Source organism: Ideonella sp., assembly GCF_041914305.1.
Taxonomy (GTDB): domain Bacteria; phylum Pseudomonadota; class Gammaproteobacteria; order Burkholderiales; family Burkholderiaceae_C; genus Ideonella.
In genome coordinates, this window is the sequence record NZ_JAYSDQ010000017.1 from 88181 (window position 1) to 103204 (window position 15024).

Here is a 15024-nt window from a genome sequence, read left to right on the forward strand (position 1 = left end):
CGGCAGGAGACAACGCACATGGCATTGGTTGAAGTGAAGGTCCCCGACATCGGGGACTTCAAGGACGTGGCCGTCATCGAGTTGCTGGTCAAGCCCGGCGACACGGTGAAGCCCGAACAGAGCCTGGTCACGGTGGAGAGTGACAAGGCGTCGATGGAGATCCCGTCGACCCACGGTGGCGTCGTCAAGGAGCTGAAGGTCGGCCTGGGCGACAAGGTCAGCCAGGGCTCGTTGCTGCTGATGCTGGAAGAGGCCGCAGGCGCGGCAGCCGCTCCGGCGGCCAGCGCAGCGTCTGCGCCGGCCCCGGTCGTGGCGCCGCCGCCGCCCGCACCGGCGCCGTCTGCTGCGGCCCCTGCCGCCTCCGCCGCCGCGGTGGGCCGCATCGACGTGGCCGTGCCCGACATCGGTGACTTCAAGGACGTGGCCGTCATCGAGCTGCTGGTCAAGGTCGGCGACACGGTCAAGGCCGAGCAGAGCCTGATCACGGTCGAGAGCGACAAGGCCTCGATGGAGATCCCGTCTTCGCACGCCGGGGTCGTCAAGGAAATCAAGGTCGCCTTGGGCGACAAGGTCAGCCAGGGCTCGCCGCTGGTGGTGCTCGAAGGCGCAGGCGGCGGCACCGCCTCGGCGGCCGCCGCCGCACCCGCCACGGCCCAGACGGTGACCGCCGCCGGCCACGCGCCGGGCACGCTGACCAGCGCCCCGGTCGAGCGCACCGCGCCGACCGCCGCGTTGCCGGCTCACGAGCCCACCGCGCCGCAGGGCACGTTGCCGCATGCGTCGCCGTCGATCCGCCGTTTTGCCCGCGAGCTCGGCGTGCCGCTGGCCGAAGTGAAGGGCTCGGGCCCCAAGGGCCGCATCACGCAAGACGACGTGCAGAGCTTCGTCAAGCAGGTGATGGCCGGTGACCAGCAGACCACGGCACAAAAGGCCAAGGCGCCTGCTGCAACGGCTGCCGCTGCCGGCGGCGGAGCCTTCCCGGGCCTGCTGCCCTGGCCGCAGGTCGACTTCACGAAGTTCGGCGAGGTCGAGCGCAAGGAGCTCAGCCGCATCAAGAAGATCAGCGGCGCGAACCTGCACCGCAACTGGGTGGTGATCCCGCACGTCACCAACCACGACGATGCCGACATCACCGAGCTCGAAGCCTTCCGCGTTCAGCTGAACAAGGAGAACGAGAAGAGCGGCGTGAAGGTGACCATGCTGGCCTTCATGATCAAGGCCGCGGTCGCGGCGCTGAAGAAGTTCCCCGAGTTCAACGCCAGCCTCGATGGCGACACGCTGGTGCTGAAGAACTACTTCCACATCGGCTTCGCGGCAGACACACCGAACGGCCTGGTCGTGCCGGTGATCCGCGATTGCGACAAGAAGGGCATCTTCCAGATCAGCCAAGAGATGAGCGAGCTGGCCAAGAAGGCCCGCGACGGCAAGATGGGCCCGGCCGACATGAGCGGTGGCTGCTTCAGCATCAGCTCGCTGGGTGGCATCGGCGGCCGTTACTTCACGCCGATCATCAACGCACCCGAGGTCGCGATCATGGGCGTGTGCAAGAGCTCGATGGAGCCGCGCTGGGACGGCAAGGCCTTCCAGCCGCGATTGATCCTGCCGCTGTCGCTGTCGTGGGACCACCGGGTGATCGACGGTGCCTCGGCTGCACGCTTCAACGTCTACTTCGCATCGCTGCTGGCGGACTTCCGCCGCATCGTGTTGTGACGGCACCCGGTGGCGGGGGTACCGCCACCACCCGCCAAGCGGGTGCTCAATCGCCTTGGGAGCGGCCCGGCGCCGATTGAGCCAGCTTCGTTCAAACTCGAGTGAGATTCAAAGAATGGCAACGATTGAAGTGAAGGTGCCGGACATCGGCGATTTCAAGGACGTGGCGGTCATCGAGCTGCTGGTCAAGGCCGGTGACACGGTGAAGGTCGACCAGAGCCTGATGACGGTCGAGAGCGACAAGGCGTCGATGGAGATCCCGTCCACCCACGCCGGCGTGGTGAAGGAGCTCAAGATCAAGTTGGGCGACAAGGTCAGCCAGGGCAGCACGGTCCTGATGCTGGAGGCTGACGGTGCGGCAGCTTCAGCCGCCGCGGCATCGCCCGCGCCCGCCGCCGCAGCAGCAACAGCCGCACCGGCAGCTGCTGTGGCATCGGCTGCGCCTGCGCCGGCCGCCGCCAGCTACGCCGGCGGTGCCGACCTCGAATGCGACATGCTGGTGCTGGGCGCCGGCCCGGGCGGCTACTCGGCCGCCTTCCGCGCGGCCGACCTCGGCATGAAGGTCGTGCTGGTCGAGCGTTATGCCAGCTTGGGTGGCGTGTGCCTGAACGTGGGCTGCATCCCGTCCAAGGCGCTGCTGCACGTGGCCGCGGTGATGGACGAGGTCAGCCACATGGCCGACCTGGGCATCGACTTCGGCGCACCCAAGGTCGACATCGACAAGCTGCGCGCCCACAAGAGCAAGGTGGTCGGCAAGCTGACCGGTGGCCTGCAGGCGATGGCCAAGATGCGCAAGGTCACGGTCGTGCGCGGCTATGGCGCCTTCATCGACCCGCACCATGTGGTGGTCGAAGAGACCGCCGGCGACGCGCAGGACAAGACCGGCACCACCAAGACGATCAAGTTCAAGAACGCGATCATCGCGGCCGGCTCGCAGGCGGTGCGCCTGCCGTTCTTGCCGGACGACCCGCGCATCGTCGACTCGACCGGCGCGCTGCAGCTGCGTGGCACGCCGAAGAAGATGCTGATCGTCGGCGGCGGCATCATCGGCCTCGAAATGGGCACGGTGTACTCCACGCTCGGCGCGCGCCTGGATGTGGTCGAAATGCTCGACGGCCTGATGCAGGGCGCCGACCGTGACCTGGTCAAGGTCTGGCAGAAGATGAACGCCCCGCGCTTCGACAAGATCATGCTGAAGACCAAGACGGTGGGGGCCGAGGCCACGCCCGAAGGCATCAAGGTCAGGTTCGAAGACAGCGAAGGCAAGACCAGCGAAGCCACCTACGACCTGGTGTTGCAGGCCGTGGGCCGCACGCCCAACGGCAAGAAGATCGGCGCCGACAAGGCCGGCGTCATCGTCGGTGACCGCGGCTACATCCCGGTCGACGTGCAGATGCGCACCAACGTGCCGCACATCTTCGCGATCGGCGACATCGTCGGCCAGCCGATGCTGGCCCACAAGGCGGTGCACGAGGCGCACGTGGCGGCCGAGGTCGCGTCGGGTGACACCAAGGCGCGCTTCGACGCGCGCGTGATCCCGAGCGTGGCCTACACCGACCCCGAGGTGGCCTGGGTCGGCCTGACCGAAGACCAGGCCAAGGCGCAGGGCGTGAAGGTCAAGAAGGGCCTGTTCCCGTGGACGGCCTCTGGCCGCGCCATCGCCAACGGCCGCGACGAGGGCTTCACCAAGCTGCTGTTCGACGAAGCCACCCACCGCATCGTCGGCGGAGGCATCGTCGGCACGCATGCGGGCGACATGATCGGCGAGATCGCGCTGGCGATCGAGATGGGGGCCGACGCGGTCGACATCGGCAAGACGATCCACCCGCACCCGACGCTCGGTGAGTCGATCGGCATGGCTGCCGAAGTCGCCCACGGTAGCTGCACCGACCTGCCACCCCAGAAGCGCTGACCGGCGCACGCGCCGGCGAGGATCGGAGGGTCACTCAGGGTCAACCCTAGGGTAATCCTTCGCCTTGCCGGCGTGGTGGTGCGAACCGTACGCTTGACCGGAACTTCTTTCTGGGAGCGTGCTGTGAAGACTGCCATCGTGGGCTGGGGCCACACCCGGTTCGGCCGGCTCGATGAACATGACCTCGAATCGCTGATCGTCGCTGTTGCGCGCGAGGCGGTCGAGCATGCCGGGCTCGAATTTCGCGACATCGATGCGATCGCGCTCGGCCACCTGAACGGTGGGCTGATCAAGGATTCGTTCTGCAGCTCGCTGGCGCTGCAGGCCGACCCGGCGCTGCGCTTCGTGCCGGCCACCCGGCTCGAGAACGCATGCGCCTCGGGCTCGGCCGCGCTGTACCACGGCCAGGCGTTGATCGAATCGGGCCGCGCGCGCCATGTGCTGGTGATCGGCGCCGAGAAAATGACGACGGTCAGCGGCGAGGCGGTCACCGCGGCGCTGGCGTCGGCGAGCTATGTGAAGGAAGAGGCGGCCGAGGGCCTGAGCTTCCCAGGCATCTTTGCCCGCATCGCGCAGGACTACTTCGCACGCTTCGGTGATCAAGCGGCCACGCTGGCACGCATCGCGGTGAAGAACCACGCCAACGGGGCGCGAAACCCGCTGGCGCACCTGCAGCGCGCACTCGATTTCGACACCTGCAACACCGTGTCGGCCAGCAATCCGATCATCGTGGCGCCGCTGCGCAAGACCGACTGCTCGCTGGTCTCCGATGGCGCGGCGGCGGTGGTGCTGACCGACGTGCAGCGAGCGCAGAGCTTCCCGCGTGCCGTCGGCCTGCGCGCGACGGTGCAGGTCAACGATTTCCTGCCGCTGTCGCGGCGCGATGCCGTGTGCTTCGAGGGCCCGGCGCGGGCCTTCGCGCAGGCCTACACCCAGGCTGGAATCACCGTAGCGGACCTCGACTTCGCCGAGGTGCACGATTGCTTCACGATCGCTGAGCTGCTGAGTTACGAGGCCATGGGCCTGGCCCCGACCGGGCAGGGCGTGCGTGCGCTCGACGATGGCACGGTGTTGCCGGGCGGTCGTCTGCCGGTGAATCTGTCCGGCGGGCTGAAGGCCAAGGGCCACCCGATCGGCGCGACCGGCGTGTCGATGCACGTGATGGCCGCCAAGCAACTGACCGGCAGCGCCGGCGCGCTGCAGTGCGCTGGCGCCGAGCTCGGTGCGGTGTTCAACATGGGCGGCTCGGCGGTGGCCTCGTACGTCAGCATCCTGGAGACGCTGAAAGCATGAGCCTCGCCCAGCCGCCCCAAGGGGCTCATTCGCTCTTGCAGCAATGGGCCGCAGGCCGAAGGGAGTTTCAATGAACCTGGCACAGCTCCTGGTGCGTGCTGCGCGCACCGCCGGCTCGCGGCCGGCCGTCTACCTGGGCAGCACGCCGCTGCTCGACTACCCCGGCCTGGCGCGTCGCGCCGCCGCGCTGGCCGGCAGGCTGCAGTCGCAGTACGGGCTGCACCCCGGCGCCCGGGTGGCCCTGTTCATGAGCAACCACCCGGCGGTGCTGGAGATCTTGTTCGGCTGCTGGTGGGCCGGGCTGGCGGTGGTGCCGATCAACCCCAAGCTGCACTCGCGCGAGGCCGGCTACATCCTCGGCCACAGCGGCGCGTCGCTGGTGTTCGTCACCGACGACATCGGGCCCGGGCTGGGCGGCGAAGCGCTCGCACTGCCGGCGTTGCGCGACATCGTGTTCGTCGAACAGGCGGCGTATGCGGGCTGGTTCGAAGCGGCCGATGCGCCGGCGCCGGCGCAGCGTGCGCCGGGTGACCTGGCCTGGTTGTTCTACACCTCGGGCACCACCGGCCACCCCAAGGGCGTGATGCTCACCCACCGCAACTTGCTGACGATGACGCTGTGCTACTTCGCCGACGTCGACCCGGTGCGGCCTCAGGACGCGATCCTCTATGCCGCGCCGATGTCGCACGGCGCCGGGCTGTATGCGCTGCCGCACGTCGCCGCGGCGGCGCGCCACGTCGTACCCGAATCGCGCGGCTTCGATCCGGCCGAGATCCTGGCCCTGGCGAAGCATCACCGCGACGTGTCGATGTTCGCCGCACCGACCATGGTGCGCCGCCTGGTCGAACGGGCCGCGAGCCAGGGCGAGAACGGCGACGGCCTGAAGACCATCGTCTATGGCGGCGGGCCGATGTATGTCGAAGACATCCAGCGCGCGCTGCAGGTCATGGGGCCGCGCTTCGCGCAGATCTACGGCCAGGGCGAGAGCCCGATGACGATCACCGCGCTGTCGCGGGCCCACCTGGCCGATGTGGCACACCCGCGCCACCTCGAGCGCCTGGGCTCGGTCGGCGTGGCGCAAACCGCCGTCGAGGTGCGGGTGACCGACGCCGACGGACGCGAGTTGCCTGCCGGAGAGACCGGCGAGATCGTCGTGCGCGGCGACACCGTGATGGCCGGCTACTGGTGCGACGAAGGTGCCACTGCGAGCGCGATCCGCGACGGCTGGCTGTTCACCGGTGACTTGGGCAGTTTGGACGAAGACGGCTTCCTGACCCTGCGCGACCGCTCGAAGGACGTGATCATCAGCGGCGGCTCGAACATCTACCCGCGCGAGGTCGAGGAGGCACTGCTGCGCCATCCCGCGGTGGCCGAGGTCTCGGTGGTCGGCCGGCGCGACCCCGAGTGGGGCGAAACAGTCGTCGCCTTCGTCGTCGCGCGCGAGGGCATGCCACTCGAGCCAGCCATGCTCGACGAGCTGTGCCAGCAGCAGATCGCCCGCTTCAAGCGGCCCAAGGAATACCACCTGGTCGACGCGCTGCCGAAGAACCACTACGGCAAGGTGCTGAAGACCGAACTGCGCCAGCGGCTTGAATCGGATCAATCACTGTCCTGACGGGAGGAGCCCACGCCCATGAACGAACGTTTTCTTGCCGAACGGACCGCGCTGGTGACCGGCTCGGTGCAGGGCATCGGCCTGGCCATCGCCGAGCGGCTGGCCGAGGCCGGCGCGGCCATCGTGTTGCACGGCTTGGCCAGCCCCGCCACTGCGGCCGAAGCCGAGGCCACGCTGCGCCGGGCCGGCGCGCCAGACGTGCTCTTCCTCGACCACGACCTGCGCGACCCGGCCGCCACCGAGGCGCTGATGGATCGGGCGCTGGCCTGGCACGGCGGGCTGGACATCTTGGTCAACAACGCCGGGATCCAGCACACGGCGTCGCTGATCGAGATGCCGCCCGAGCGCTGGGACGCGATCCTCGCGATCAACCTCAGCGCGGCCTTCCACACGATGCGGCTCGCGCTGCCCGGCATGCTGGCGCGCGGCCACGGCCGCATCGTCAACATTGCGTCGGTGCACGGCATGGTGGCGTCGGTCAACAAGGGGCCCTACGTCGCGGCCAAGTTCGGCTTGGTGGGCCTGACCCGCGTGGCGGCGCTCGAATGCGCCGCGGCAGGCTCGCGCGACAGTGGTGGCGTGACCGCCAACTGCATCGCCCCGGGCTGGACCGAGACCGCGATCATCGAGCCGCAGATCGCTGCGCGCGCCGCACAGTTCGGCGGCGACCGCGTCGCCGGCGTGGCCGACCTGCTGCGCGAGAAGCAGCCCAGCCTGCGCACCTCGAAGCCGAGCGAAATCGGCGAGGTCGTGGCCATGCTGTGCCGGCCCTGGGCGCACAACATCAACGGCATCACCATCCCGGTCGACGGCGGCTGGACGGCGCAATAGAACCTTGCAGCGGCCTGCGGGTTTGTACTGCGCGAGAACTACGTAGCGGCAAGTCCTGAGGTAGTCGCACGACTCACGCCGCGCGAAGCGGGCTCCTACATTGCGGTCGGTCCACGACACAGCAGCAGGAGACAAGACGTGAACTCGAAGCAAGCCATATGGCATCTGTTCTCGGCCGTGACCGCCAGCGCGGCGCTCGCGGCCTGCGGCGGCAGCGACAACCCGCCGCCCCCGCCACCCCCCGCACCTGTGAACACCTTGCCTGCCGGCGTGACGCACCACAGCGTTACCGACTACAGCGCCACTGCGCCAGGTGCCGGTGACTCGGCAGCCACCCAGGACCTGCTCACCGCCGGCCTGGGCAAGACCGGCCTGGGCGGAGCGGCACCAGCCTACGCCGATCCGGACCACCCGACCGCGCTCGAACTGCGCCGCGGAGCGCTGTACGGCAACTACCGCGGCATCCTCGACTACAGCGCCAACGGCGGCTACGGGCGCCTGTACGGCCCCAACATCGACGTCGACGGCGGCGACACGCTGGGCGAGGGCCTGATCCCGGGCAAGGAATACATCGGCTCGATCGATGACGGCAGCGGCAACAAGAGGGTCGTTGTCGCGGTGCAGATCCCGTCCAGCTTCGACCCCGATGAGCCCTGCGTCATCGCCGGTCCCTCGTCGGGCTCGCGCGGCGTCTACGGTGCCATCTCCACTGCCGGCGAATGGGGCCTGAAGCACGGCTGCGCCGTCGCGTTGACCGATGCCGGCAAGGGCATGGGCCTGTACGACCCGATGGACGACAGCGTGAACCAGATCGACGGCACGCGCACCACCCGCACCGTGGCGGGTGCGCTGTCGCACTTCGCGGCCAACATCGCCGACAACGTGCGCACCCTGTTCAACGTCGCTTTCCCCAACCGGCTGGCGCTCAAGCAGGTGCACTCGCAGATGAACCCCGAGAAGGACTTCGGCAGCGACACGCTGAAGGCGATCGAGTACGCGATGTACGCGCTCAACGAGGAGTACGCGCCGATCAACTCCGGCACCAGCCACGGCATCAGCTTCACCGCCGACAACACCCTGGTCATTGCCGGCTCGGTCTCCAACGGTGGCGCTGCGGTGCTGCAAGCGGCCGAGCAAGACAGCGTCGGACTGATCGACGGCGTGGTGGCAACCGAGCCCAGTGCCCAGCCTGCCGATGCGAGCGGAGTCGGCATCACTGTCGGCGGCACCGCGGTGAACACGTTCGGCAAGCCCTTGGCGGACTATTTCACCTATGCCAACCTCTACCAGCCCTGTGCGGCGCAGGCCGCTGGCGCGGCACTGGCCGAGGTGTCGGTCTACAACTACATGGGCCTGACCGGCATGAACTCGCGCGGCGTCAACCGCTGCACCGCGCTGGCCGCCAAGGGGCTGGTCAGCGGCGCGACCACCGCCGAGCAGGCCGCCGACGCGCTGGCCAAGCTGCGGGCCTACGGCTACACCGCCGACAACGACACGATGCACAACAGCCACTTCGCGCTCGCGTCGCCCGTGATCGCGATGATGTACCCCACCGGCTATGGCCGCTTCTCGATGATCGACAACGTGTGCGGTATGAGCCTGGCGCAAGTGGACGCGAGCGGCAGCGTGGTCCCGGTGTCGGCGACGGTGAAGGCGCAAAGCTTCGCTTCGGGCAATGGCACCGCCAACGGCGTGCCCGCAACACCGGTCTACAACGACTCGGTGGGCGGTGCCAGGTCCTGGCAGTGGGCCGTATCGCCGTCCACCGGCCTGGCCGACTTCGCGCTCGACGCGGCGTTGTGCCAGCGCGCCTTGGTCACCGGTGTGGACAGCGTCACCGGCGCGGCGCTCACCGCGGCCAGCTGGCCCACCTCGGCGCAGAGCGAGGCGGTACGCGCCGGCATCGGTGAAGTGCAGCTGACAGGCAACCTGCGGGCCAAGCCGACGCTGATCGTCGCCGGCCGCAGCGACAACGTGATACCGGTCAACCACTCCGAGCGCGCCTACGTCGCCGTCAATCGCCGTGTCGAGGGGGCGGCCAGCCAGTTGAGCTACATCGAGGTGTTCAACGCCCAGCACTTCGACACTTTCCTGCCGCTGTCGGGCTTCGACACCCGCTTCGTGCCGCTGCACCCGTACTACAACCGGGCGATGGATGCGATGTGGGCCAGGCTGAAGGGCGGCACCGCGCTGCCGCCAAGCCAGGTGGTGCGCACCACGCCGCGCGGGGGCACACCGGGCGCCGCGCCGGCGATCAGCGCGGCCAACGTGCCCGCTTTCGCGGCCACGCCGGCCGCCGGTGACCGCATCGACATCGTTGGCGGCAACACGCTGGCTGTGCCGAACTGACGGGGGCCGGGGCAGAGGCCGCGGGGTGAGCCCGCGGCCCTTCAGGTCAACCCGGCCAGGCGAGCAACCAGCTCGGTGGGGGTATTGACCTTGAGCTTGCGCAGCAACCGCGCGCGGTGGGCATCCACCGTGCGCGGGCTGATGCCCAGCAGGCGGGCGACCTGCTTGCTGGTTTTGCCGTCGACCAGCAATTGCGCGATCTCGCGCTCGCGTGTGGTCAGCGGCGTGGTCACTGGACGGCGGGCGGAGATGTCCTCGAACATGCACACCGCGCAACCGAAGGGGTTGTCACGGTCTAGCGAGCGGCCGGCGACGTGGCACCAGAACAGATGACCGTCGCGATGTCTCATGATGCGTTCGTCGGTGTAGCGGCCGCTGTCGCGCATGATGACCAGGCCGCGCTCGCCGATGTGCTCGAACTCGTCGCTTGACGGATACAGCATCGACAACGAACGCCCGGTCAGCTCGCCGGCGGTGTAGCCGAACATCGAGGCGAAGGTCTCATTGCAGCGCTGGATCACGCGCTCGCGCGACACGCACAGACCCACCGGCGCAAGGTCGAATGCGAGCAGCAGATCGTCGTCGGAAAGCAAGGCAGAGCGAGTCCATGCAAAGGGCGGGGCGCGAGCTTACGCGCGGCCCCGCCGGGGCACATCGCCGTGAACCCTGAAGGCGCAGCGCGCTGCAGTGCCAGACGCTCAGTGCACCTGGCCCTCGGCCACGATGCGCCAATCGGCGCCGTCGCGGCCCCAGTACTGGCGCATCACGTGGTCGGTTTGCTGGTCGTTCGCGGCCTGTTCGCGGAAGGTCACGACCATCAGCTCGCGGTCGTCGCGCCAGGTGATCATGCTGGTGTCGTCGATGCCGGCGGGCGGCACGGCGGCGCGCTGGCGCAGGCGGGCGAGGGTGCTGCCGTCTGCCGCGGTGCTGCTCGGGTAGAACGAGGCCATGGCGTCGCCGTCGGCGGCCAGGCGGGCTTCGCGCCAGCGCTCGAAGGCGTGCAAGAACTCGGGCCGGGCGGACGCGCGGGCCGCTTCGGGGGCGCGCCATTCGATCTGCCGGCTGATCAGCACCGGGGTGTCGCGCTGCGGCAGCCGGGCCGACAAACCCAGCAGGTCTTCGTTGGCGAGCACCACGCAGCCGTCGCTGTCTTGCGGCGGGCGAGAGTAGGTGGCCGCAGGCACGCCGTGCAGCAGGATGCCCTTGCCGGTGCGGCCGCGGGTGCGGTCGTAGGCGTTGGGGTAGTTCAGCGGCAGCGCACCGGCACCGAAACGGTCTTCGAGCGCGTGGCGGTCGATCTGGCCGGTCGTGAAGTACAGGCCCAGCGGGGTCTTCTGGTCGCCTTCGACCAGCTTGTCGACCCCTTGTTTGCCCACCGACACGTAGAAATCGTCGACCAGCTTCAGGCCCTGCTCGCTGTTTTCGAACAGGTACAGCCGGCTGCGTGAGGCATCGACCGCAATCGCATACGGCTGGGTCGGCGGCAACTGCACGAACTCTGCCGGCACGGCGCCGGCCGGCGGGCGCTCGCGCAGCGCGGCCAGCCGTTGCAGCGCCTCTTCGCGCAGCGGCGCCACGTCGCCATGGCCTGTCACGCCGCCGCCCCAGTCTTGCAGCGGCGCGGCGTGGGCGGCCAGCAAATCGGCCTGCAGCAACAGCGCCAGGCGGAAGTTGGGCAACTGCTGCAGCAAGGCGGTGTTGGCGGCCAAGGCATCGTCGAGCCGGTGCTGGCCGACCAGGCGGTAGATCGCGATCAGCCGCGCTTCGGGGCTGCCTTGCAGCGCCGCGCCGGGGTCGGGCTGGCGCAAGGCGGGCGTGTCATCGGCCAACCGGATGGGCAATGAAGACGAGGCGACCGACGGCAGCGCGTGTGCATGCGCGTCGCTCGACCACCAGCCGAGCCCGCGCGAATCGGTGGCCGACAGCAGCCCGGCGCTCAGCAGCCCGACGGTGCCGAGCAGCACTGCACCACGGCGCTTGCGGGGGTTGTGAGGCGACTCGCGTTTCATCGGCGTGGCCATGCGCAAACCCACGGGCATCAGCCGCCGACAGATTCTTGCTTGATCAACCAGCGACCGTTGCTGCGAACCAGCTGCAGCGTCTTGCGGCTGTTGGCCGACAGCGCGTCCGAGCTGTAGACCTGCTTGAACTTGGCGGTCGCCTGGTCACCCTCGACGCTGACACGCAGGTCGACCAGTTCGACCTTGATCTGCTTGCGCGGCGCGATGCGGTCGCGGCGGTCTTGTTCCCAGGCCTTGCGGGAGCCGGCTTGGCCGCTGAAGTCGGGCGTGTAGGCGGCGTAGTAGTCGGCCATGTTGCGCTGGGCCCAGGCCGCGGCCCAGGCGCGCACGGCCGCCTCGACCTCGCCGTTGGCGCCGCTGGCCACGGGCGGGGCGGGCGGCGGCGGTGCCACCGGCTTGACGGCCGGCGGGGCGGTGGCCGTCGGCACCGAGGCGGTCGCCGCGGGCTTGCTGGCCACAACGGCGGGGGCCGGCGCGGGCGGGGGCGGGGCGATGGGCTTGGGCGCGGGCACAGGCGCGGCGGCCACGACCGTGGGCTTGCTGGGCGCCACGGCAGCCGCCGGTGCGGGCGCAGGGGGCGGGGCGATGGGCTTGGCTGCGGGCGCTGCGGCCACGACAGCAGGCGCGGGGTTGGGCGGCGGTGCCGCGGGCCGACCCACCGGCTTGGCTGCCACCGCAGGCGCGGCGGGCGGCGGCGCGGTGTTGGGGCTGGCGGTCAGCTCTCGCAGCAGGGCGAGCTTGGGCTGCACGCTGGCGTCGGCCTTGTCCAGCTGCAAGGCCTTGGTGTAGGCCTGACTCGCGAGCTGGGCGTACACGTCGCCCAGGTTCTGGTACGCGGTGGCGTACGCCGGATTGGTGTGGATCGCCCGTTCCAGCGCCTGGCGGGCTTTTTCGTAGTCGCCCTGGGCGCCGTAGATCACGGCCATGTTGTTGTAGGGCGCCGGCATGTCCGGGTGGTCGTCGACCAGCTTCTGGAACACGGCGAGCGCTTCGGTCTTGCGGTCCAGCATCGACAGGGCCACGCCCCGGCGAAACCGCATCTGCGCGTCTTTCGGGTTCTTGCTCAGCGCGTCGTCGATGAGCTTCAGGGCCTGCGCGTGCTGGCCGTCGCGGGTCAGGCGCTGGATCTCGCTCGTCTCGGGCGACGCGACGCTGCCGGACGCCACCGGTGCCGCCGGCTGCTGCGCCGCCAGCGGGCCTGCCCATCCGAAACCCAGCACCAGGGCGGTGGCCACCAGGCCGAGCGGGGAAAGGGGCAGCATCGAAGGGCGGACGGGCATGTGGAGGGCTTTTTTTCGCGGCAAAGCACCCGTCGTTGCGGGCCCCGGCAGTCTATCGAAATTCAGCCTGCAAGCGGCCTCCCGGCGGGGCGGGTGTGGCCAGAAAGCCGAGGGTCGTCGAGCCGCTCAGCGCTTCGATTCGGCAACGATCAGCCAGACGCCACCCTGAAGCTCCCAGGTCAGCGTCTTGTTCACCGTGTCGCTGTAGTTCGACGAGCGGTAAGCCTGCTCGAACGAGGTCTCGATGCGCGTGGGCGACAAGGCCCGCGCCTGCACATGGCTGAGCTGCACGCTGATCTCGCCGGGCTTGCCCAGCGCGCGCTGGCGCTCGGCCTGCCATTTGGCCTTGGCGGCCTGGTCGCCCTTGAAGGCGGCGAAGTCGGCGCTGTAGAAGGCGGTGTAGCGGGCAAGGTCTTTCGACATCCATGCCGCCGCCCAGTCGCGCAAGCGCTGCTCGACCGGGGCCGTGGCCGCGGCCGATGAGGCCGGCGGCACCGGCGCTGCGGTGGCGGGCGGTGCGATCGCGGCAGTGGGCGGAGCCATCGCGACCGGGGCACTGGCCGTCACCATCGCGCGGGCCTTGGCGTCGAGGTCGGCCTTGCTCATGCTGGCCAGCTCGGTGGGTGCCAGCGGGCAGCGGCCGGCGGCATCTTCGCCGGCGGCCCAGCCTTCGCTGTCCGGGGCCAGGGCCTGGGTGTCGGCCTTGGCCAGCCCCAGCGCGGCCACCAGCGTGCCCATGGCGGCATGGGTGCGCACCACGGCGATGTCGCGGTCGGCCACGGCCAGCGCGTATGAGCGCTTGGCGGTGTAGAGCTCGTTCTCGGCGTTCAGCAGGTCCAGCAGGCTGCGCTGGCCGATGTCGAACTGCTGCCGGTAGGCGTCGCGGGCCTTCTCGATCGCGATCGTGTTGCGGTCCAGGTAGACCAGCTGCTCGTCGAGGCGGCGCACGTCGTTGAAGGCGATGGCCGCGGTCTGGCGCACGTCGCGGCAGGCCTTGTCGCGCAGGTCGGCAGCCTGGTTCAGCAGGTGCACCTGCTGGCGCTGGCGGGCGTCGTCGGCGCCGCCGTTGAACAGGTTCCAGGTCAGTGCGAGGGTGGCCGAGGTGTCGCGCTTCTGGTCTTCGATGCCGTCGAAGTTGTGGCCGCCACCCGAGCGCAGGCGGGCCTCGACACGCGGCTGGAAGCTGCTGCGGCGGACCTCGGACTGGGCCCGCACGGCGCGCAGGTTTTCTACCGCGCCGGCGATCACCGGGCTGCGGCGCGCGGTGGTTTCGAGCGCGTCCACGCCGCTGGTCGGCAGGCCTTGCGCCAGCGCGTTGCCGGGGTCGCCGGCCTCAGGCGGCAGTTCGCCGACGATGCGGCGGTAGCGTTCGGTCACGTCGTGCAGGTTGGCTTTTTCGGTCACCAGGTTGGATTCGGCCAGCGCCAGGCGGGCGCCGGACTGCTCCAGGTCGACTCCGCGGGCCACGCCGGCGCGCACGCGGCTCTGGATCTGGTCGAACGCGTACTTGTGCTGGACATAGTTGTCTTCGGCCAGCGCCACCAGCTTGCGGTAGCGCAGCACGTCGTGGTGGGCGCGGGCGGCCTCGAGCGCGGTCTGCTCGGTGGCGTCGAGGAACTCGAAGTAACGCGCCATGCGGGCGTGCGACAGGCGGCTCACCTCGCTGCGGGTGGCGAAGCCGTCCCACAAGACCTGGGTGATGTTCAGCGCCACGCCGCTGCGGTCCAGGTTCTGGTTCGCCGGCGTGCGGCTGGTGATGCGGTCGTCGGTGCGGCCGGCCTCGGCGGTCAGGTCGACGCGGGGCAGGTAGCCGGCCGAGGCGGCATCGACCTCTTCGACCGCCGCGCGCAGCGCATTGAACTTGGCGGCCACCTCCGGGTTGGTCTGGATCGCCCTCTGGGCCGCGACCGACACGGTCTGCGCCCCTTGCGCCAGCGCGGCACTGCAGGCCAGCGCCACCAGGCTGAACCCGAGCAGGGTGTTCTTCTTCATGCTTGCCGTTCCCTTTGCAAT

10 protein-coding genes are annotated in these 15024 nt (G+C 69.6%); 6 read left to right on the plus strand and 4 right to left on the minus strand.

Features of this window, described 5'->3' with window-relative positions:
* Positions 1-18: 18 nt before the first annotated feature.
* The 6 genes from aceF (at position 19) to ACE3SG_RS21295 (ending at position 9710) form a co-directional block, all read left to right on the plus strand.
* Positions 19-1710 carry a dihydrolipoyllysine-residue acetyltransferase gene (gene aceF / locus ACE3SG_RS21270; protein ID WP_374568216.1) on the plus strand — a complete coding sequence of 564 codons (1692 nt, stop codon included), beginning with the start codon at positions 19-21 and terminating at the stop codon, positions 1708-1710.
* 115 nt (positions 1711-1825) lie between these two features.
* Positions 1826-3622, plus strand: a complete 1797-nt coding sequence (lpdA, locus tag ACE3SG_RS21275) for a dihydrolipoyl dehydrogenase (RefSeq protein ID WP_374568217.1) — start codon at positions 1826-1828, stop codon at positions 3620-3622.
* A gap of 123 nt (positions 3623-3745) precedes the next feature.
* Entirely contained in the window at positions 3746-4915 is a 1170-nt protein-coding gene (locus ACE3SG_RS21280; RefSeq protein ID WP_374568218.1) for an acetyl-CoA acetyltransferase, read from the plus strand.
* A 70-nt stretch (positions 4916-4985) separates the two neighbouring features.
* Entirely contained in the window at positions 4986-6530 is a 1545-nt protein-coding gene (locus ACE3SG_RS21285) for an AMP-binding protein (protein WP_374568219.1), read from the plus strand.
* Between the two features lie 18 nt (positions 6531-6548).
* Positions 6549-7361, plus strand: coding sequence for an SDR family NAD(P)-dependent oxidoreductase (locus tag ACE3SG_RS21290; RefSeq protein ID WP_374568220.1), 813 nt, complete (start codon positions 6549-6551; stop codon positions 7359-7361).
* A gap of 138 nt (positions 7362-7499) precedes the next feature.
* Entirely contained in the window at positions 7500-9710 is a 2211-nt protein-coding gene (locus ACE3SG_RS21295; RefSeq protein ID WP_374568221.1) for a 3-hydroxybutyrate oligomer hydrolase family protein, read from the plus strand.
* A 41-nt stretch (positions 9711-9751) separates the two neighbouring features.
* Here the strand turns inward: ACE3SG_RS21295 and ACE3SG_RS21300 are convergent, their stop codons facing one another.
* The 4 genes from ACE3SG_RS21300 to ACE3SG_RS21315 form a co-directional block, all read right to left on the minus strand.
* Positions 9752-10303, minus strand: a complete 552-nt coding sequence (locus ACE3SG_RS21300) for a LuxR C-terminal-related transcriptional regulator (protein WP_374568222.1) — start codon at positions 10301-10303, stop codon at positions 9752-9754.
* Positions 10304-10408: 105 nt separating this feature from the next.
* A complete protein-coding gene (locus ACE3SG_RS21305; protein WP_374568223.1) occupies positions 10409-11749 on the minus strand; it encodes a murein L,D-transpeptidase family protein in 1341 nt (446 codons plus the stop codon).
* The gene (locus ACE3SG_RS21310) at positions 11749-12993 is read right to left on the minus strand and encodes a tetratricopeptide repeat protein (RefSeq protein WP_374568224.1); all 1245 of its coding nucleotides are present in this window, start codon (positions 12991-12993) and stop codon (positions 11749-11751) included. Before ACE3SG_RS21310 ends, ACE3SG_RS21305 begins: the two co-directional genes overlap by 1 nt.
* Before the next feature lie 144 nt (positions 12994-13137).
* On the minus strand, positions 13138-15003 hold the full coding sequence (locus tag ACE3SG_RS21315; RefSeq protein ID WP_374568225.1) for a TolC family outer membrane protein: 1866 nt from the start codon (positions 15001-15003) through the stop codon (positions 13138-13140).
* Positions 15004-15024 lie beyond the last annotated feature (21 nt).

Excerpts from the sequence above, each read along its gene's own strand:
- lpdA (WP_374568217.1), top strand. The coding sequence starts at position 1,826 with ATGGCAACGATTGAAGTGAAGGTGCCGGACATCGGCGATTTCAAGGAC.
- ACE3SG_RS21310 (WP_374568224.1), bottom strand. The coding sequence starts at position 12,993 with ATGCTGCCCCTTTCCCCGCTCGGCCTGGTGGCCACCGCCCTGGTGCTG.
- ACE3SG_RS21290 (WP_374568220.1), top strand. The coding sequence starts at position 6,549 with ATGAACGAACGTTTTCTTGCCGAACGGACCGCGCTGGTGACCGGCTCG.
- ACE3SG_RS21315 (WP_374568225.1), bottom strand. The coding sequence starts at position 15,003 with ATGAAGAAGAACACCCTGCTCGGGTTCAGCCTGGTGGCGCTGGCCTGC.
- ACE3SG_RS21285 (WP_374568219.1), top strand. The coding sequence starts at position 4,986 with ATGAACCTGGCACAGCTCCTGGTGCGTGCTGCGCGCACCGCCGGCTCG.
- aceF (WP_374568216.1), top strand. The coding sequence starts at position 19 with ATGGCATTGGTTGAAGTGAAGGTCCCCGACATCGGGGACTTCAAGGAC.
- ACE3SG_RS21305 (WP_374568223.1), bottom strand. The coding sequence starts at position 11,749 with ATGCCCGTGGGTTTGCGCATGGCCACGCCGATGAAACGCGAGTCGCCT.